The organism is Enterococcus sp. DIV1726a (assembly GCF_051710985.1).
Taxonomy (GTDB): Bacteria; Bacillota; Bacilli; order Lactobacillales; family Enterococcaceae; genus Enterococcus_B; species Enterococcus_B hirae.
In genome coordinates this window covers 327,434-347,500 of the sequence record NZ_JBIOLS010000001.1, presented here as the reverse complement: position 1 = coordinate 347,500, position 20,067 = coordinate 327,434, and the positions used below count along the sequence as shown (strand labels likewise).

Genomic DNA, 20,067 nt, shown 5'->3' with positions numbered 1-20,067 from the left:
TGTTTCCCTTTCGACTATGGATCTTATCACTCACAGTCTGACTCCCGGATATGAATGAATGGCATTCGGAGTTTATCTGAATTCGGTAACCCGAGATGGGCCCCTAGTCCAAACAGTGCTCTACCTCCATCATTCTCAATTCCGAGGCTAGCCCTAAAGCTATTTCGGAGAGAACCAGCTATCTCCAAGTTCGTTTGGAATTTCTCCGCTACCCACACCTCATCCCCGCACTTTTCAACGTACGTGGGTTCGGTCCTCCAGTGCGTTTTACCGCACCTTCAACCTGGACATGGGTAGATCACATGGTTTCGGGTCTACGACTACATACTCAAACGCCCTATTCAGACTCGCTTTCGCTGCGGCTCCGTCTCTTCAACTTAACCTCGCATGCAATCGTAACTCGCCGGTTCATTCTACAAAAGGCACGCCATCACCCATTAACGGGCTTTGACTTGTTGTAGGCACACGGTTTCAGGTTCTATTTCACTCCCCTTCCGGGGTGCTTTTCACCTTTCCCTCACGGTACTGGTTCACTATCGGTCACTAGGGAGTATTTAGCCTTGGGAGATGGTCCTCCCGGATTCCGACGGAATTCCTCGTGTTCCGCCGTACTCAGGATCCTCCTAGGTGCCTTCCAAATTTCATCTACGGGGTTTTTACCCTCTTTGACTGACTTTTCCAAGTCATTCGACTATCTGAAAGAACTACCATATCGGAGTCCTACAACCCCAATGAGCAAGCTCATTGGTTTGGGCTTTTCCCGTTTCGCTCGCCGCTACTCAGGGAATCGAATTTTCTTTCTCTTCCTGCAGGTACTTAGATGTTTCAGTTCTCTGCGTCTACCTCGAATGCGCTATGTATTCACGCAAACGTAACATCCTATAAAAGATGCTGGGTTCCCCCATTCGGAAATCTCTGGATCATAGCTTACGTACAGCTCCCCAAAGCATATCGGTGTTAGTCCCGTCCTTCATCGGCTCCTAGTGCCAAGGCATCCACCGTGCGCCCTTATTCACTTAACCTTATCAACCTTGCGGTTGGGTTTTGATCTTTCTTCTAGCGATAGAAGTCCGATCAAGAAAATAAGCAATTGAACTTATTAAAAAACTCATTCAACGCGGTGTTCTCGGTTTGTATTACTAATTTACTTCAAATATCCAGTTTTCAATGAACAAAAATATATCTTTGAGAGTAAACCTCTCAAAACTGAACAAAGTGAAAAACAAACAGTGTAGTCTCCGTAATATTCCTTAGAAAGGAGGTGATCCAGCCGCACCTTCCGATACGGCTACCTTGTTACGACTTCACCCCAATCATCTATCCCACCTTAGGCGGCTGGCTCCAAAAGGTTACCTCACCGACTTCGGGTGTTACAAACTCTCGTGGTGTGACGGGCGGTGTGTACAAGGCCCGGGAACGTATTCACCGCGGCGTGCTGATCCGCGATTACTAGCGATTCCGGCTTCATGTAGGCGAGTTGCAGCCTACAATCCGAACTGAGAGAAGCTTTAAGAGATTAGCTTAGCCTCGCGACTTTGCGACTCGTTGTACTTCCCATTGTAGCACGTGTGTAGCCCAGGTCATAAGGGGCATGATGATTTGACGTCATCCCCACCTTCCTCCGGTTTGTCACCGGCAGTCTTGCTAGAGTGCCCAACTAAATGATGGCAACTAACAATAAGGGTTGCGCTCGTTGCGGGACTTAACCCAACATCTCACGACACGAGCTGACGACAACCATGCACCACCTGTCACTTTGCCCCCGAAGGGGAAGCTCTATCTCTAGAGTGGTCAAAGGATGTCAAGACCTGGTAAGGTTCTTCGCGTTGCTTCGAATTAAACCACATGCTCCACCGCTTGTGCGGGCCCCCGTCAATTCCTTTGAGTTTCAACCTTGCGGTCGTACTCCCCAGGCGGAGTGCTTAATGCGTTAGCTGCAGCACTGAAGGGCGGAAACCCTCCAACACTTAGCACTCATCGTTTACGGCGTGGACTACCAGGGTATCTAATCCTGTTTGCTCCCCACGCTTTCGAGCCTCAGCGTCAGTTACAGACCAGAGAGCCGCCTTCGCCACTGGTGTTCCTCCATATATCTACGCATTTCACCGCTACACATGGAATTCCACTCTCCTCTTCTGCACTCAAGTCTCCCAGTTTCCAATGACCCTCCCCGGTTGAGCCGGGGGCTTTCACATCAGACTTAAGAAACCGCCTGCGCTCGCTTTACGCCCAATAAATCCGGACAACGCTTGCCACCTACGTATTACCGCGGCTGCTGGCACGTAGTTAGCCGTGGCTTTCTGGTTAGATACCGTCAAGGGATGAACAGTTACTCTCATCCTTGTTCTTCTCTAACAACAGAGTTTTACGATCCGAAAACCTTCTTCACTCACGCGGCGTTGCTCGGTCAGACTTTCGTCCATTGCCGAAGATTCCCTACTGCTGCCTCCCGTAGGAGTTTGGGCCGTGTCTCAGTCCCAATGTGGCCGATCACCCTCTCAGGTCGGCTATGCATCGTCGCCTTGGTGAGCCGTTACCTCACCAACTAGCTAATGCACCGCGGGTCCATCCATCAGCGACACCCGAAAGCGCCTTTCAAATCAAAACCATGCGGTTTCGATTGTTATACGGTATTAGCACCTGTTTCCAAGTGTTATCCCCTTCTGATGGGCAGGTTACCCACGTGTTACTCACCCGTTCGCCACTCCTCTTTTTCCGGTGGAGCAAGCTCCGGTGGAAAAAGAAGCGTTCGACTTGCATGTATTAGGCACGCCGCCAGCGTTCGTCCTGAGCCAGGATCAAACTCTCATAAAAAGTTCGAACAATCTTGCGATTGTTAAGCTCAATTGTTTGCTAGCATATTGCTTGCTTGTTAAAAATGTTTGTTGTCTTGAATCAATCAAGACGCCCTACACATTTGGTTTGTCTTTGCTTTGTTCAGTTTTCAAAGGTCTACTTGATTAATGCTGCTTGATTTAAAGTTGAAACTTCTTAACGAGCTAGCGATTAATCATTCGATATTGCCGTAGCAACTTTTATATCATAACGGATCGACATTTGTTTGTCAACTATTTTTTAAAAGTTTTTTTCACTTCGTTTTTCAGAAACGCTTCAGCAACTCATTTATCATAACTCATCGTTTGTTATTTGTCAACAACTTTTTTGAAGTTTTTTTCGATGAAATCAAGCTTCATAAGCTGTCTATTTTTAACGACTCAGTTATCTTATCATGTGATAACTCACACGTCAAGAACTTTTTGAATCTTTTTTATTACTTCATTTTTTTAAAACGAGTAACTAAAAACAACAAAAAAGAATATACCATGTAATTTTACACATGTCAATAAGTATTTAAACCTTTGGTATAGGTTATCACTCTTGGTTTCAGCTTTTCTATATTAAATAAGCCATAGTCATTCTACTGATTCTGGCTATCCAGATAATCGAACTGTAAGACTTCTTTCAGCTGTTGTCCATTTATGACATCTTTGGTTACTCCACACGGTTGCCCCATTGATGAACGTTCATCGTTTTCCCGTTGATCAATGAGGTTGTGAAAAGAGTGTCTTGACCTAAGCGATAAGTCAAAAAATCTCGAAACAGCTCCTCATGTTTTGAGATTTTTTGACTTATCGCCGAAGGTCAGCTCTTTGAACACCGTGAATCAGAGGTCGTGAAAACATCGGGTAGCTCTGATGACAATAAGAAAGAATTTTTTGAAACAGCTTCTCATGTTTTGAAAAATTCAGGCTTATTTCAAGGAGCTGATGTTTGAACACCGTTTAGCAAGAGACTGTGAAAGAAGCGTTCAACTCCGAGCGAATAAGCGATGATTTTTTAAAATAGCTCCTCATATTTTAGAAAACCATCGCTTATTGTTGAGGAGTTGCTTCTTGAACGCCGTTTAGCAAGAGGTTGTGAAAAGAGTGTCTTGACCTAAGCGATAAGTCAAAAAATCTCGAAACAGCTCCTCATGTTTTGAGATTTTTTGACTTATCGCCGAAGGTCAGCTCTTTGAACACCGTTTATTCGTTTTTAGAGATACTAGAAGAGACCGAGACAAGTTTCTTTTAGAAAAGATCACTCACAAAAAAAGGAAATGAATAGCCATCCATCTCCTCTAACCGACTATTTCGTTTTTTTGCCACTGAGGTCATCCTGTATTTATTGGCTTGCAATTAATTTCTCCATTAATTCCTCATTAAACCCAACAAATAAAACATTATCAAAAATAATCAGCGGACGTCTGATTAGTTCTCCATGTGTTCTACACAAAACAATCAATTGTTGTTCATTAATAGTAGATAAATCAATTTCCAGATTTTTGAAACCTTGTGACCAAGTGGCGAACAGTCGTTCCGCGTGAACATTCTCAAACCCACACAATTCTTTTGCTTCCTTAACGGTTAGCTCTCTCTGATCTAAATCAATAAACTGATAAGAGAGATGATGTTCTTCTAACCACTGCTTTGCTTTTAGACACGTCACACAATGCGCCGACCCGTATACCTTCACAAGATTCCTCCTTTTTTAAATTTAACTGAAGATACTGTTTTGCATATAAATCATTCTTCTTGCAACTGAACGAATTTCTCTTGGAACAAACGAACGAATTTCATCTTCATTAAAACCGATCAATATTCTTTTTTCATCAATTAAGATCGGACGTCTTAGTAAAGAAGGATATTGTTTAAAAAGGACGATCATTTGCTTTAATGTGAGCTCGTTGAAGTCAATAGCTAATTTTTCGTATATTTTTGAGCGAGTAGAGATAATGTCTTCAACGCCTCCGTTAGTGGCTGCTAAAATTTCACGTATTTCATTTTCTGATATCGGCTCTGCAAAAATATTTTTTTCTTCAAAATCTAAACGATTTTCTTGCAACCATGCTCTTGCCTTTCTACAAGAAGTACAGCTAGGGGAAGTATATACTTTTATCATTCTCTCACTCCTTTTTAATTATAATCCCATTCTAACTGAAAGTTATAAAAAACACCAATTATTAGCTATTAAAATTCAGAAAATTTATTATTCTTTGCTATTAAACCCTTTTAATCCTGTGTTTATATGAAAAAAATTAATTTATTTTGTATAAAAAAAAGAAGAAAAATACATAAAAAAAACGATATTATTAGTATTTTTTACCTAATAATATCGTTTTTTATGTGATCAAACATGTATTTTTTTAATTTTACAACCTGTTTCTCTAATAAATCTAGAAGTTTTCAATTTTCTCGTCCCCTTCATCAAAGGTATACACAAATAGAGACGATTCCTTGCTCGGGTCATTGCTACATAAAAAAGACGGCGTTCTTCTTCGACTGTTGTCACATGCTCTGCCTTGACCTTATCCAAACTAATGGCTGCTTTATCAGAGGCACCATTGTAAGGAATAGCTCCTTCATTACAACCAACTAAAAAAACATTGCGATAGCTTAAGCCTTTACTTCTATGAATACTTTGAATGCATAAAGCATCAAGTTTTCCTTGTCGGTAAGCGATTAAACGAGTTTTTAGTTGTTTCGCAACTGCTTGGATGTCTTTTTCTAAATGGTTGATTTTTTCTAATGTTGGAAATTGTTTGAGCGTTCCTAACAACCATTCACGCTCACTACCGTCTATTTCTTTAGTTGGTCGACTTAATTTAAGGTAGCTTTGAATTAAACGATCAAAACCTTTTCCGCCATTTTTATCAAAAGTATGAAGGTCCTTTACAAACCGATGAATCTCTTTTTCTTTTGTTTTTAAATGCGGCTTTACAGAAAGGATATATTCCACAATATCTGTTACTTTATTTCGTTTAGAAAAATAGTCCTCACATTCAGCCTTCTTGAAATAGCAATTAATCATTAACTGATAGAGTACTTGTTGATAACCCTGCGTCTTTTTTTGATAAGTAGTTGCATTTTGCCAGTAAAGGATCCTTTGATAGAACTGTTGAAATAGTTTTATCCCAAATATCCCTTCGTATGGGCCATCTGCTTCTAGTACAAAGGGGATATCCGTCTGTAACAAGTCTTGGACTAATTGCTGGGTTTGCGTTAACGACCGATATAAAACGATTGATTCTTTGTATTTTCCTTTATGTTTAATCAATGTTTTGATTTGTTCAATGATCCAGCGACTTTCAGCTTGTATGTCATCAAAAGCTAGCGCCTGCATAATCCCCGCCTCTTTCTTAGCTGGAATCATCGCTTTTTGGATACGATCATTTTTATTAAAAGTAATTAAGCGATTCGCTCCTTGAACAATGGTGGCACGTGAACGATAGTTGGTTAATAAAAAAAGCGTCTTCGTTGCGTACTCTTGGTCAAAATTTTTAATATAAGAAGGTTCCGAACCTCGAAACCCATAGATACTTTGATCATCGTCACCGACCACAATAAGTTTCATTGGTGTTTCCTTCGTGATCAGGCGAACAATTTCCCACTGTAAAGGATTCGTGTCTTGAAATTCATCAATAAATAAATAATCATATTTTTGTCCTACGAAGTTTCTGATTTCTTCGTTCTGCAAGGCTTGTTTTAAATTACTTAGAACATCATTGAATTCAAAAAGATGTTGCTCTTTCTTTTGTGCTTGCAGTTCTCGCATGAAGTGAGTCATTCTTTCGGAAATCGGCATAGTTGCATTCGGTTCAATAAAGTCAAAGTTTTCTTTTATCAACACTCGCGTTTCTTCTATTGATAAGTTCATATTCTGCCAATAGTCAAGACGTGCCGCCAAATTTTTTTCTCCATATTGATCAAAAGCATATAAATTATACTTACGAATAAGTTGTTGTATTAGTCCACTGACTTTGTATGAGGTCTCTTTTGAAAATTCTCCTTGTATCCCTTCAGTGACTACTTCTGGGAATTGGCGACAAATATCATTGTACAAACGAAAAAAGATACTATGAAAAGTTCCTATATGAACATTGGTCTTTCGTTGGCTAAAATTATCTACTCGCTTTTTCAATTCATTCGCAGCATTTCTCGTAAAAGTGATCATCAATATCCGTTGCTCATCTACCTGATTTTCAGTCATTAAATAGACAGCTTTTGCACAAATTGTTTGGGTCTTCCCACTTCCCGCTCCTGCAATGATCCTTAGATTTTTTTCCATATTGTAAGTAATCGCTGCTTTTTGCTCGTAATTAAAACGATTGTAGGAGCGCTTTTCCATCATATCGAAAAATGAATGACTATTATTCGTTTCTTTTTCTTCCTCAATCAGCCCAGGTGCTTCACCATAAGCTGCTTCATAGCTTGCAATGATCTCTTCTTGCATCCGGAAAATTTGTTGGAGCTTCTCATATCTTTTTTCCCAATGACTGATTTCTCTTTGTAAGCGAAGTATTTCTTTTTCATTCCCTTGATTGATTGTTTTCACATCTTTCTATATATAAATGGTCAATATTTTTCTTTTATACTAACAGACCTTTCTAAAAATTAAAATGACTTTAGCAAACACTGACCTTTTCTGAAAATTATCTATAAAATATCAAAAACATATAACCAATATGATAGAATAAAAAAGACAAATATATTAATTTGAAGGTGAATATAAATGAGTACTTCATTTCATGAAGGACGGACAATCGGACTTTTATTATCCTTTATCGGTGGCGCAATGGACAGTTATACATATATTCAATATAACGCATTTGCTTCAGCACAAACGGGTAATATTGTCTTAGCAATCATCCAAGCTTTCGATGGTGAATGGATTAGCGTTGGAAAAAAAATTCTTTCTACTGTCTTCTTTTTTTTAGGGATTTTACTGACAAAATTTTTGATTGATTATTTCAAAAAGAAAGAAAAACACTATTGGCGTTTGTATGTTCTTTACTACGAAGCAATTATCTTTTTCTTAGTCAGTCTGACTCCAATCAGTATCCACCCAGCCATCGTAACCATCATGATTGCATTTACAGCAGCTATTCAATGGGTCGCTTTTGATAAAATCGATGGACGAGCTTATACTAATCTTTTTACTACGGGGAATCTAAAAGGAGTTGCTACTAACTTATACGATTCTCTTGTCACAAAAGAAAAAGCAGCGTTCGATCGTTTTTTCCATTTTCTGACAGTTGTTCTGGCTTTCATCAGTGGTGCAGGCGTTCTCGTTTTTTGCCACCATTTATTTGGGCATTTTGCTATTTTATTAGTGGCTGTTTTATTTTTAATCATAGCAATTGTTCAAAGCATTCAAGTATGGAAATTTTACCAACGTCATATAGTCTTATCCAAAAAATAAGGACAAGCGTGTTCACTTTAATGGCCAACTAAAAAATCACTATACTTCAAAACACAACAAATAGACTGATTTACAGGATACTCGGACAGTACCTCAGCCTATTTGTTGTGTTTATGTTTATTTTATTCATTCCATTATCGCACTTGATTTTCGAACAACAAGTTGCCAATGCAAACTGTCGGCAGTCTCATTATCTTCTACTGCACATTTGATGACCCGGATCATCACGCTGTTTTCATAAACTTTTTCAATTTCTCCTTTGATAGGCGCTTCAAATAAATCTGAAACAAAAGCACCTGTTTCACCAACTTCAAATAATTGCTCATCCATTTTCTCCATTACTTGTTCATTCCCCATGATAGTTCCTCCAATATTTTTTAAGTCAATCAATTTTTAACACACTTCTAGGCAGAGAACACATAAAAATCATAAAAAGCCCTTTTCATGTCAAAACCGTTCACTTTTTTTATCTGCCATTTATAAAATACTCAAAAAAGAAAGATCTAACTGAATTTTTTGATCTTTTTTTTACGGTTTTGATGTCAAAACAACCTTTTATGAATCGAAACACTATTTTTAGCAAATTTAGAATAAAATCGTTATTGGAGGTACGTTGGATGAAAAATAAAGTTGTAAATAGAATATTAGACACATTATTCAGTGGTGAAAAAATAGAAGATGAAATGGTTTATCTCCAAGTAAAATTTGCCCTTGATGTATTAATGAATAACCTTGGCAAATTAGCCGTTGTTTTAGTATTTTCTTTAATAACCGGTTCTTGGGTCGAAACAGGATTGACCTTTCTTTCTTATATTTGTATCCGTCGCTATGCTTACGGACTTCATTCTGATTCTGAATTTGTTTGTTTACTATGGACTTTGCTTTATTTGTGGGGCGTTCCCCTCTTAATGAAACACTTTGATGTGACCATCTCTTCCCCACTGAAGGTCATTTCATTGATCATCTGTTTCTTATTGTTGCTTCGCTATGGATCAAAAGGTACAGCAATCAATCCCATTGAACCTGAAAAACGCCCACCACTGTTAAAAAAAGCAATTTTCATGTTTCTTCTATTTGCAATAACTATTTTATTTTTCGCTAATTCTTACTTTTCTACTTACTTGCTTCTCGGGATTATTTTAGAAATAGCTACGCTGCTTCCAATTACGAATTATATAATGAATCTTGGAGGAATTTTCTATGAAAAAAACAATCATTAAACAACTTACTAATTTGTCTGACTTCTTTGTGTCTGGATGCTGCTTTGGTATGAGTTCAGAGTTTAAAATCCCTGAAAAATTAAAAAAATAATTCAATAAATATGCTATAATTTGGTAAAAATCAATGGGAGCTGTACTTTATGTTTTTGTGGTCCATAGCCTTGCAATATTTAATTTACACAATTTGTGTATTACTCATTGAACACCAAATTAAAAAGAAATACTTATTCGTTACCACTATTTTAATCTCTTGTGTCTTGTTAGGTTTTATGTATCCTTTATTTGGGATATTTACTGCTTTATTTGCTATAGGTATGCTGATGCTAACATTCTTCTTCTTTTCTACTTCCCCGCAAAAACTGGTTTATGCTCTTCCTTGGGGATTGCTTACTTCGCTTTTAGGAGACCATTTGACGAGCATCAGCGATTTTTTTATTTTGAAATCTGCTGTCATTGAACCAGGAGATTCCTTGCAGTATATTCATATCGTCATTTCTGCGACGTTATCGATCTTACTTGCTTTAGCCTTTAAAAAAGCCTTAGAAAATTTCCATGGGTTGGATCGCCGAATGATTGGAACCGTTGGCGCGTTGATGTTATTTACCTATTATATCGTTATCTTTTATACACGTTTTTCTGGCGAGACTCCCCAAATTTTAACTATCAACACTGGCTTTTTCATTCTTTATCTCTGTGGCGGGCTGTTTATCCTCATTTATTATTGGAAAATTTCAAAGAGAAAAATGGCAGACCAATTGTTAGAACAGCGTATGCAAATGCAACAAGATTACATCCGCGATCTAGAAAAAAACTATCAAGACCTTAGAGAATTCAAGCATGATTATCAAAACTTGCTTTTTTCAATGAATAGTTATCTTGCTGAAGGTGACCTGGAGGGATTACGTAAGTACTACAATCAAAATATCTTACCCACTCGTCAAATGATGGATCTTTTCCCAGCAAACCTTAGTCTGTTAGATAACATAAAAATTCCTGAAATAAGAAGCTTATTGTCTTTGAAATTAATGATGGCACAAGAAAAAGGATTATCCGTGCATCTTGTTATTCCAGAAGAGATCACTTTAAAGAAAAAACACACAGTAAACATCGTCCGAATGTTAGGTATTATTTTAGATAATGCGATTGAAGGAGCTTTAATTACTAAAAAGAAGAAAATTGAACTCTTTGTTTTAAAAAAGAAAAACTCAGTGATTATTCGTGTCATCAATACAACGATGAATACACTTCCGTTAAATCAATTAAAACAAAAAGGTTTTTCAACAAAAAAAGATCCTAAAAACGAAGGACTCGGTTTATTCATTTTGGATGAGCTGTCAAAGGCCAATCCTTATATCTTTTTAGAGACATCTATTGAGAATCAACGTTTTTCTCAGACAATCTATATACAAACAAAATAAAGGAGTATTCGTATGATTCCAATTTATATTTGCGAAGATGACACGAAACAGTTGGAAGTAATTTCAGCAGTGATCAAAAATCGAATTATGATTGAGAATTTGGATAGTTATGTCCATATCGCCACTTCTGATCCAATTGAACTTCTTCAAGCAGCTAGAGTACGAACCTCATCTTTTGGTATTTATTTTTTAGACATTGAATTAAAAGATAGCGATCTAGATGGTATTATGATCGGAAAACGCGTAAGAGATCTAGATCCTTTAGGAAAAATTATTTATGTTACTTCTCATACGGATCTTTCAATGTCTATCTTAAAGAGTAATATTGAACCGACTGATTATATTATCAAAGAAGATATTTTTGATTTAAAAGAAAATGTGGAACGTATTTTAAGTAAGATCTTTGAAGATGTCAAAGCGACTCCTTTACAAAAAGATATTTTTAAAATCGAATTTAACGATGAAATAAAATTTCTTCCGATCAAAGATATCCAGTATTTCTCTACTTCCCCAGGAACGCCACATAAATTAGAGGTTCATTTGACTCATGCGCAAATGCAGTTCTATGATAAAATCAAAGAAATAGAGAAAATGAACCGTCATTTTATCCGCTGCCATAAATCATACGTGATCAATACTCAAAATGTCCGTACGATCAACAAAAAAACTCGTGAAATCACGTTAGCAAATGGCGAAGTGATTCCGGCTTCTGTACGTGGTTTAAAAAAATTGATCTCGTAAATCTCAGACTTCTCCCCAAAAACAAACAAAAAAAATGAGCAAAACTCGTCTGTTTGTTTTGCTCATTTTTTCTTATTTATCTTTTCTTGTTCCTATTTTGTAGTTTAATGTAACAGCATTTCTTGCGCAATTTCTTGCCCACTCATCTCCACTGGATAAAAAGTTGGCCAATGATCCATTTCTGCCAGTAAACTTTCTTGACTTTCATTCCCTAAATAGATATGAAAATGTTCCGAATCTGTTGGTTCAATCGAATGATCACTGAATTGTACATATCGATAAGCGCCACTTTCTGGCTCTACTGCTTCAAATAAGTAGCGTACGCCTCGATTTCCTGCAGCGTAATTCAAAACTCTTTTACCTGCATATCGGTATGATGATTGCTTCGTCTCACCATTTTTAAAAGTAAATGCCATTCGATCTCCGTCAATCTTGATCTTTTCGACATCCGTCTGGTATCCGACGGTATAATAATCCTTGTACTCTTTTGCTGATTTTTTTGGATCGATTTTTGCCTTATACTCAAATACGGGATCTAAGGTTCCATCAGCTAAATAGTTATCGACCGTTTGCCATTGCCCTTTCCAATCGGACAATTTGCGGTCTTTCACAGCTGAATCTTCAAAGTAACCATTATATACATTTTTTTCTTTTTCTGGTGTCAGTGTGGCTTCCAGTGGATTCACTGTATCTGTCGTTTTTTGTAACGACTTGAGGTTTTCTTTCATCATGGTTACGTAGTTTTCACCATTTGCAAGTTGTTCTTTCGTTAAACCTTCTAGAGGATTCAAGACAGCCAAAGAAACGCCGGCTTCATTTGCTAGAGTTCTAGCGATACTGTCTTTAGCATTTTCTTCGAAATAAATATATTTGATCCCATGATCTTTTACAAACTGTTTTAATTCAGCAATTCTTGCGGCTGAAGGTTCCTCACTTGAGGATAAGCCAGCTATTGACACTTGATTCATTCCATACTCTAATGCCAAATAGTTGAATGCGGCATGTTGGGTAACAAAAGATTTTTGTTTTGCTTTACTTAAGGTATCCTGATAACTCTGATGAAGTTCTTGTAATTTTTCTAAATAATTCTCCGCATTTTTAGTAAAGGCTTCTTTTTTATCGGGGTATTTTGTGATCAGTTGATCCCTTATACTTTTTACTTGTTTCATTGCTAAACTTGGAGCTAACCAAACATGCGGGTCCAATTCATGAGAATGCCCTGCTTCGCCATGACTATGGTCATGTCCTTCTTCACTACCTGGTAACAACAACATCCCTTCAGTCGCTTTGACTGCTAACACATTCCCCTCTTTCAATGTGTTTTGGATTGCTGGTACCCAGGTTTCCATATTTTCGTTGTTATAGACAAAGACATCCGCATTTTGAATTTTTGCCATATCTTTTGCTGACGGCTCATAGTCGTGTGAATCTGTCCCAGCAGGAATCAATAACTCAACTTCTCCTTCATCTCCCACTACTTCTTTCGTGAAATCATACATTGGATAAAAAGTCGTCATCACCTGCAATTTTTCTTTTTTGTTCGCGGCTTCTTGTTGATTGCCACAACTGGCAAGTATACAAACAGTAGCTACTATCCCTAATAAATAAACCAAACGCTTCATTTGACGGCACTCCTTCATCTTCTTTCATTTTACGATTAAAGTTACCAAATCGTAATCTTTACGTTTTAGCAACAGAATTTAATTTATCATATCGCTAAATAAATAGTCAAGCGTTTTCTTAAAACTATTTCTTTTTATTTTCTAGCCATTTCTGAACAGTATCATTTTCTTTTTGTCACTAGTTCCGACTATAATAAGATAAATCAGCTTGACGTTCCCGATAGGTAAAAAACTATTTCCTTTTACTTTTATCTTGAACTTAGAGCGATTTAGTACATTGAAAGGAGTAATAAATTGAAGAATAATTCTAAAGATCAGTCTCGTCTGATACGTTTTCTAGGAGGAACGACTTCTTATTATGTATTAGGGTTGTTGATTATGTTAGCTTTAGTGATCTATTTTTTTCAGCAGATCGGTTTTATTTTTAAACCATTTTTTGTGATTTTTGCAACAACACTCGCCCCAGTACTATTTGCGTTAGTTTTATATTATTTACTAGACCCGTTGATCAAACGTTTGAGCCGAAAACTATCTAGAAATTTATCTGTTACTATCGTTTATGTCATTATTTTATTTTTGATCGGCTTAGGGAGTGTTTGGTTAGTTCCTTTCTTGGAGCAACAAGCCAAAACACTAATGACTAGTTTTCCTGATTTGTTCAACGATTTTATACAAACTTTGAAAAACTTCCTAGCGCAAACACCTTTTGCGGACACATTCGATCAATTCTTTTCATCGATTGATGATTGGACGTCTAATTTTGCCTCGTTTATTGGCGATTATTGGGAAAGTGGCGCACAAAGTATCGGGAATATCTTTTCAGCAGTAACATCTACCTTTATTACATTGTTTACTGGTCCAATCATTGCGTTCTTCTTATTAAGAGATCCTCAGAAATTTTATCAAGCTGTGTTAGGGATCGTACCACCCAAGTTCCGTACAGATTTTCGGACATTGACTAAAATCGCCAATCAACAATTAGGTGATTTCTTAAAAGGGCAAATCATTGCTTCTTTCATCTTAGGAGCTGTTTATTGGGTCACATTTTTATTGATCGGCTTAGAATTTGCAAGCATACTAGCAATCGCAGCTGGGATTTTATGTATCATTCCTTACATTGGACCATTTATTGCCTTCTTTCCTGGATTGTTTATTGCTTTCCAAGATTCGACATTCATGGCAATTAAGTTTGTTTTGGTCTGGTTCATCGTCCAATTACTTCATGGGGACTTAGTTATCCCTCGAGTTATGGGCAATCGCCTTCAAGTCCATCCAATCACTATTTTGATTGTTTTATTAGTGATGGGTGATTTACTAGGACTCATGGGTGTAATTTTTGGGATCCCCATCTACACATTGATCAAATTATTGGTTGTCTTTACTTTTAAAAAGTTCAAACAACGCTACAACAAGTATTATGGCGATCAGGGTGTCTACCAAAAAGCAGAATTTTCGGAAAAAGACTACTTTGAAAAAGAGTAAAGAAAGTCTGGAACATCTCTCAAAAAAACGAGGGACTAGGACGATCAAGCTTATTTTTCTTACTGAAGAAGACTATTGTCCCAGTCTCTACTAAACATACCTTTGTTCCTGTTTCTATGTAAAACAACAAGAGCTGCAATCCACATTTAGGAGTGCAGCTCTTCTTTTTTATGCTCATCAATCGCATAAAATGATTGGGGTTTTTAATTTACATTGATTCAATGACTAAGTGATTCCGTTTATTGAAGTGACCTGTTACTGAAATAGTATAATTGCCTTCTTCCAAAATGAGCAATTTATCCGTTATTTCTATCTTGACCACTGATTGATTGGTTCAGGGCTCATTGGTAATGTAAATCGCACAAGCAATGGCTGTGTCTTGATTTCCTGAATTTTACCGAGTAAAACAATAGATTATTCCATCACGATCACCTCGCTAAAATTATAGAAAAAACAACTAAAATCGAGAATTTTTAATCGATTTTAGATATGCTAATAATAATCAAGACAGTAAAGTTTGTGACGGTGGCTATCCGATTGAAAGCGAGGTGGTGCGTATGTGCGTACTTCCAAAATCTTACAGAAAGGAGAAGCCTTTTGCCTGTTGAAACGGCGCTAGGATTAATGATTGGTTTCGGTTCTTTAATCGCAACAATCATTTTTGGAATCTTGGCAGTTGTAAACAACAATCAAAAAAAATAACCGTCAGCTTTAGCCGGTCGACGATTATTTTTCAAAAATAATATTAAACTGGTCACCGTCTTAAACGGTGCTGTTAAGGGAGTTGTTAGCGCAACTCCTCTTTTCGTATTCATTATATCAACTTTATTGATCTTTTACAATCAGAATGGGAAATCATCATTGCTAATATCATTGTCCATCCAATGGATTTTGTGAAGCGTTAAATCCATTGTTATTAGTCATCGTTGTTTCATGTTGTTCAAAGGTGGTTGTGATTGGAATCTTGGCAGGTTGATCAGTTTGATTACTACACAACGCTAAGTAACGCATAATTTCACATCATATTTATTTTTAGATATTAATGTCCAGAAAATGGAGATTTGAGCGACACAATGACAATAGATATTTTTAAACTAAAAAGTAAGAATAGAAAGGGAAAAGATAGCTAAGTTCACAAGTTAAAAAAAGAAGAAACCCCTGATATAATGTATTTTTTGTGTGTCACTTTTCTTTTTAAATGGCATAAATTTTTAATTTTATTTGACGAAAAATATAAACCTCTGTACACATTCCGGTATTCATCATTTAGCTCAACCTGTTTGAATATTGAGCGTATCTTAAATCAAGAAAACTGAGACATTGATCAGATTTTTTCTAATCAATGCCCCAGTTTTTAGACTTACATAAATTTATTTTTCCTTAGTTTACAGAAACTGTTTGGTTTTCAGCCAATAAGTTGCCACTTCCATCATAGAAATTCATTGTCACTTGATCATCAGCTTTGATTAGGTCTGGCTTCACATAATAACTGATTGCCCCATCCTTAAAACTTCCACCTTTACTGATCAGTTTACCATTGACAAACAAGTGTCCTTGGTGGACTTGGGTATCAGAACCATAGGCTCCTTTGATCGTTTGTGTGCCGATTTTATAAGTCAATTCGTTGATTTCAGCTGTTGGTGTTTGAATAGTGACCCCAATCTCTGATCCTGGAATTTGCTGTCCTCGATTGTTGGCACCCATCAAGACTACCTGATCGTCTTCTGACACTTTAAGGTTTCCTACATAATAACTGAACTTGCCATCTTTGAAGCTACCGCCTTGACTAACTTTTTCGCCATTGACCAACAAGATTCCTTGGTAAACATCGCCTGTGTAGTTTCCTTCGATCACTGTACTGATTCCCACACGATGGGCTTCTGTTAATTGACCCAGTTGTTCTCCTATAGTCACTGGTTGTGGGTCCCCTAGTGGTGTATCGAATTTATCATAGCCTTGAATCGTTGCTTGATCTCCTGCTTTGATGATTTGAGAGTTCACATAATAGCTAAACTTACCATCTTTATAGGTTCCGCCCCAGCTGATTACTTCCCCATTCACTACTAGTTTTCCTTTATGGATATCCCCCGTGTAAGTTCCAGTAATGGTTGAATCACCTAGCTTATAAGTGTCCACCTGATCAATTGATCCTGAAGATTCGGAAATCACTTCAATCTCTTTGGAATCTATCAATTCCTTCTCTTTGTTGTAGCCATCTAATACGACTTTGTCGCCGACTTTTAATTTGCCAACACCGACATAATAGCTGAATTGACCATCTTTGAAGCTACCGCCCCAACTGACAACTTTGCCATTAACGGTTAATCGGCCGAGAGACATATCCCCTGTGTAGGTTCCAGTAATATTGACATCTCCTACATGATATTCTTGTGGTTTCAACTCACTTTTAACTAGTTCTGCCACATAAGTTCCTGCCGTTAAATCACCCGTGCCGTAATTTGTCATAAAGTCAGCAGGTGAATAGCCTTTGGACTGACCATCTTCACGAATCCAATTTCCTGTCAGCTGATCTCCATCGTTCAATGCTTTCGGTGCTGATAAACCAGTGTCTCCAACCGCCTTAAAGTGATTACCTAGAATTAATTTCTTAAGCGGAGCTTTAAGAAACATATCACTCATATCTGTTACTTTGCTGGTATCAAACCCACTTAAATCTAAACTTGTTACACTGCTCATACCACGAAACATATTAGCCATATCTGTTACGTTACTGGTATCAAAGCCACTTACATCTAGACTTGTTACGCTGCTCATACCGGAAAACATATGTTGCATATTTGTTACTTTACTGGTATCAAAGCCACTTACATCTAGACTTGTTATGCTACTCATACCTTTAAACATTTTACTCATATCTGTTACGTTACTGGTATCCAGTTGACTTAACCCTTCGATTTCAGTTACATTCGTAGGTTTGTCAGCCGAGGTATTTCCACTAAATAATAAAAAAGAATTTTCTGGAGCAACTACTTTTCCAGACAAGACAATTTTCTTGATGGCTGTAGCATCTACTTTTTTGTTTTCGGACCATGGTGATTCTTTATAGCTACTTAACTCACCCGCTCCAATTGTCAATACCCCTGTATTTTCATCAAACGTATACGGACTAGTTCCCCACGTGCCTGTTTCAACGGAAACATACGTGCCAGCAGTCAAATCACCCGTTCCATAGTTTTTCATGAAATCTGCTGCTGAATAAAACGTCCCTTTGCCATCTTCTCGCTTCCAAGCAGAAGTAAGATCTCCTTCTCCATTAACAAATTTAAATGTGTCTCCTAGTGTTAATTTCTTAAGTGGAGTACCAGCAAACATATTACCCATATCTGTTACTTTGCTAGTGTCAAAGCTGCTTACATCTAGACTTGTTAAGCTACTGACAAAATTAAACATATAACCCATATCTGTTACGTTGCTGGTATCAAAGTTACTTACATCTAGACTTGTTAAGCTACTGACAAAATTAAACATAGAGTGCATATTTGTTACATTACTGGTATCAAAGCTACTTACATCTAAACCTGTTACACTGCTCATACCAAAAAACATATAACTCATATCTGTTACGTTACTGGTATCCAGTTGACTTAACCCTTCGATTTCAGTTACATTCGTAAGATCCTTATTAGCGGTACTTGTACTAAATAAGTAGTTTGAATTTTCTGGAGCCACTACTTTTCCAGACAAAACAATTTTCTTGATTGCTTCAAGATCCACTGTTCCGCTGTTCCAAGGTGATTCTTCATAGCCACTTAACTCACCTGCTCCGATCGTCAATGTCCCTGTGTTTTCATCAAAATTATACGGACTGGTACCCCACCATCCTGTAGCAGAAACATACGTGCCAGCAGTCAAGTCACCAGTGCCATAGTTGTTCATGAAATCTGCTGCTGAATAAAACGTCCCTTTGCCATCTTCTCTCATCCACGCAGAAGTAAGGCCTGCTGGTCCGTTGGCTGATTTTACAAATTTAAAGGTATCTCCTAGAATTAATTTCTTAAGTGGAGTATCACCAAACATATTCCACCTATCTGTTACTTTGCTAGTGTCAAAGTTGCTTAAATCTAGACTTGTTACGCTACTCAGACCGTTAAACATATAAATCATAGTTGTTACGTTACTGGTATCAAAGCCACTTACATCTAAACTTGTTACGCTGCTCATACCCCAAAACATATCATTCATATTTGTTACGTTACTGGTATCAAAGCCACTTACATCTAAACTTGTTATGCTACTCAAAGCTCTAAACATATTTCCCATAGTTGTTACTTTACTGGTATCCAGTTGACTTAACCCTTCGATTTCAGTTACATTCTGCAATTGACTACCACCAAATAAGGCCCAAGAATTTTCCGGAGCAACTACTTTTCCAGATAAGACAATTTTCCTGATTGCTTCCGCTGATACTTTTTTGCTATTCCATGGGGATTCTGTATATCGACTTAACTCACCTGCTCCGATTGTCAATACTCCTGTATTTTCATCAAAAGTATACGAGCTGGTACCCCATGTGCCAGTTATCTTAGAAGCTGCTGCCACGTTCGCTTTTTGCGCTACTTTTGGCGCTTCAGCTGTTGGATTAGTTGCATCCCCTTCACTGTCGGCAGTCGCTGCTGTTGCTTGCTCTTGTTCTGTTGCTTGGTCTTGGGTGTCATCCGTTGTTTCATCGGTTGGTGCTAACGAATCACTAGCTGTAGTAGTTGAATCCGTTGGGTTTACTAACGGATCTGTGACGTTTTGTATCGTTTGATCGATGACTTCTTTTGCTTCATTCGCCTGTGTTTGTTCAGTAGAAGTTTCGGCTGTTGGTGTCAAAGTATCCGCTAATGCCATCGTTGGTGCAATCCCAGTATTTCCCATCACACCAGCCACCGCAAACATCGTTAATAGCTGTTTTTTACGTTTTGCTGTTAATTTTTTCTTACTCATATTTACTCCTTTTTTGCTCTTATTTTTGATCATTATTTTCTCGTCAATACCACTTCATCAGCTTTAGGTGTTTCCCCTGTTTTCAATTGATTTTTCTTTCCAATGTCCATTTTGTTACCGAAGCTGACAAAATCGTATGGATCATCTCCCCTGCAACATTTATTTTACTTGTTCTAATTAAGCATAAACGCTCAATATTCCCAATTAATATTCTTGAATTTTGATCGTTTACCATAACTTTTTTTGTATATATTTCTTTCATTGATCGAGGAAATCAATCAAGCTTCTTCCACTACTTATCATCTGAAGAAATATTTCACCTACATGTTACGCTTTATGTAAAGGTTAATAGGTAAAAGAAAAAGAGAGTGGGACAATAGTCAGAAAAAAATC

The 20,067-nt window shown here is 37.4% G+C and carries 13 protein-coding genes and 2 rRNA genes (1 of these 15 running past the window's edge); 6 read left to right on the top strand and 9 right to left on the bottom strand.

Features of this window, described 5'->3' with window-relative positions; translation table 11 throughout:
* The 5 genes from IGJ27_RS01585 to IGJ27_RS01565 all read right to left on the bottom strand — a co-directional run.
* A 23S ribosomal RNA gene (locus tag IGJ27_RS01585) occupies window positions 1-1,022 on the bottom strand (it extends 1,892 nt beyond the left edge of the window).
* A 232-nt stretch (window positions 1,023-1,254) separates the two neighbouring features.
* Window positions 1,255-2,814: ribosomal RNA gene (locus IGJ27_RS01580) — 16S ribosomal RNA — on the bottom strand.
* Together the 16S and 23S rRNA genes form the textbook arrangement of a ribosomal RNA operon.
* A gap of 1,350 nt (window positions 2,815-4,164) precedes the next feature.
* Window positions 4,165-4,515 (bottom strand): Spx/MgsR family RNA polymerase-binding regulatory protein, encoded by a 351-nt coding sequence (locus IGJ27_RS01575; RefSeq protein ID WP_010720213.1) that lies wholly within the window; start codon window positions 4,513-4,515, stop codon window positions 4,165-4,167.
* A gap of 21 nt (window positions 4,516-4,536) precedes the next feature.
* Window positions 4,537-4,941, bottom strand: a complete 405-nt coding sequence (locus IGJ27_RS01570) for a Spx/MgsR family RNA polymerase-binding regulatory protein (RefSeq protein WP_010720214.1) — start codon at window positions 4,939-4,941, stop codon at window positions 4,537-4,539.
* A 228-nt stretch (window positions 4,942-5,169) separates the two neighbouring features.
* Window positions 5,170-7,374 carry an ATP-dependent helicase gene (locus IGJ27_RS01565; protein WP_010720215.1) on the bottom strand — a complete coding sequence of 735 codons (2,205 nt, stop codon included), beginning with the start codon at window positions 7,372-7,374 and terminating at the stop codon, window positions 5,170-5,172.
* Between the two features lie 177 nt (window positions 7,375-7,551).
* Between IGJ27_RS01565 and IGJ27_RS01560 the strand changes: the two genes are divergently transcribed.
* Entirely contained in the window at window positions 7,552-8,241 is a 690-nt protein-coding gene (locus IGJ27_RS01560) for a YoaK family protein (protein ID WP_010736953.1), read from the top strand.
* A 126-nt stretch (window positions 8,242-8,367) separates the two neighbouring features.
* Here IGJ27_RS01560 and IGJ27_RS01555 read toward each other — a convergent pair whose 3' ends face one another.
* Window positions 8,368-8,598, bottom strand: a complete 231-nt coding sequence (locus tag IGJ27_RS01555; RefSeq protein ID WP_010720217.1) for a hypothetical protein — start codon at window positions 8,596-8,598, stop codon at window positions 8,368-8,370.
* A 260-nt stretch (window positions 8,599-8,858) separates the two neighbouring features.
* Here IGJ27_RS01555 and IGJ27_RS01550 point away from each other — a divergent pair, with 260 nt between their 5' ends.
* The 3 genes from IGJ27_RS01550 (at window position 8,859) to IGJ27_RS01540 (ending at window position 11,620) form a co-directional block, all read left to right on the top strand.
* Window positions 8,859-9,461: an accessory gene regulator B family protein gene (locus IGJ27_RS01550; protein ID WP_010736952.1), complete on the top strand. Its 603-nt coding sequence runs from the start codon at window positions 8,859-8,861 to the stop codon at window positions 9,459-9,461.
* Window positions 9,462-9,601: 140 nt separating this feature from the next.
* Entirely contained in the window at window positions 9,602-10,879 is a 1,278-nt protein-coding gene (locus IGJ27_RS01545) for a sensor histidine kinase (RefSeq protein ID WP_010736951.1), read from the top strand.
* Window positions 10,880-10,891: 12 nt separating this feature from the next.
* Window positions 10,892-11,620, top strand: a complete 729-nt coding sequence (locus IGJ27_RS01540) for a LytR/AlgR family response regulator transcription factor (RefSeq protein ID WP_010720220.1) — start codon at window positions 10,892-10,894, stop codon at window positions 11,618-11,620.
* A 104-nt stretch (window positions 11,621-11,724) separates the two neighbouring features.
* On the opposite strand, the gene IGJ27_RS01535 is transcribed toward IGJ27_RS01540, so the two are convergent.
* On the bottom strand, window positions 11,725-13,242 hold the full coding sequence (locus tag IGJ27_RS01535; RefSeq protein WP_178306219.1) for a zinc ABC transporter substrate-binding protein AdcA: 1,518 nt from the start codon (window positions 13,240-13,242) through the stop codon (window positions 11,725-11,727).
* A 294-nt stretch (window positions 13,243-13,536) separates the two neighbouring features.
* On the opposite strand from IGJ27_RS01535, the gene IGJ27_RS01530 reads away from it, so the two are divergent.
* Window positions 13,537-14,724 (top strand): AI-2E family transporter, encoded by a 1,188-nt coding sequence (locus IGJ27_RS01530; protein WP_010720222.1) that lies wholly within the window; start codon window positions 13,537-13,539, stop codon window positions 14,722-14,724.
* 597 nt (window positions 14,725-15,321) lie between these two features.
* On the top strand, window positions 15,322-15,426 hold the full coding sequence (locus IGJ27_RS01525; protein ID WP_223603620.1) for a putative holin-like toxin: 105 nt from the start codon (window positions 15,322-15,324) through the stop codon (window positions 15,424-15,426).
* Between the two features lie 168 nt (window positions 15,427-15,594).
* Here IGJ27_RS01525 and IGJ27_RS01520 read toward each other — a convergent pair whose 3' ends face one another.
* Window positions 15,595-15,735 carry a hypothetical protein gene (locus tag IGJ27_RS01520; protein ID WP_178306220.1) on the bottom strand — a complete coding sequence of 47 codons (141 nt, stop codon included), beginning with the start codon at window positions 15,733-15,735 and terminating at the stop codon, window positions 15,595-15,597.
* Window positions 15,736-16,104: 369 nt separating this feature from the next.
* Window positions 16,105-19,674, bottom strand: coding sequence for an immunoglobulin-like domain-containing protein (locus IGJ27_RS01515; protein WP_373191501.1), 3,570 nt, complete (start codon window positions 19,672-19,674; stop codon window positions 16,105-16,107).
* Window positions 19,675-20,067 lie beyond the last annotated feature (393 nt).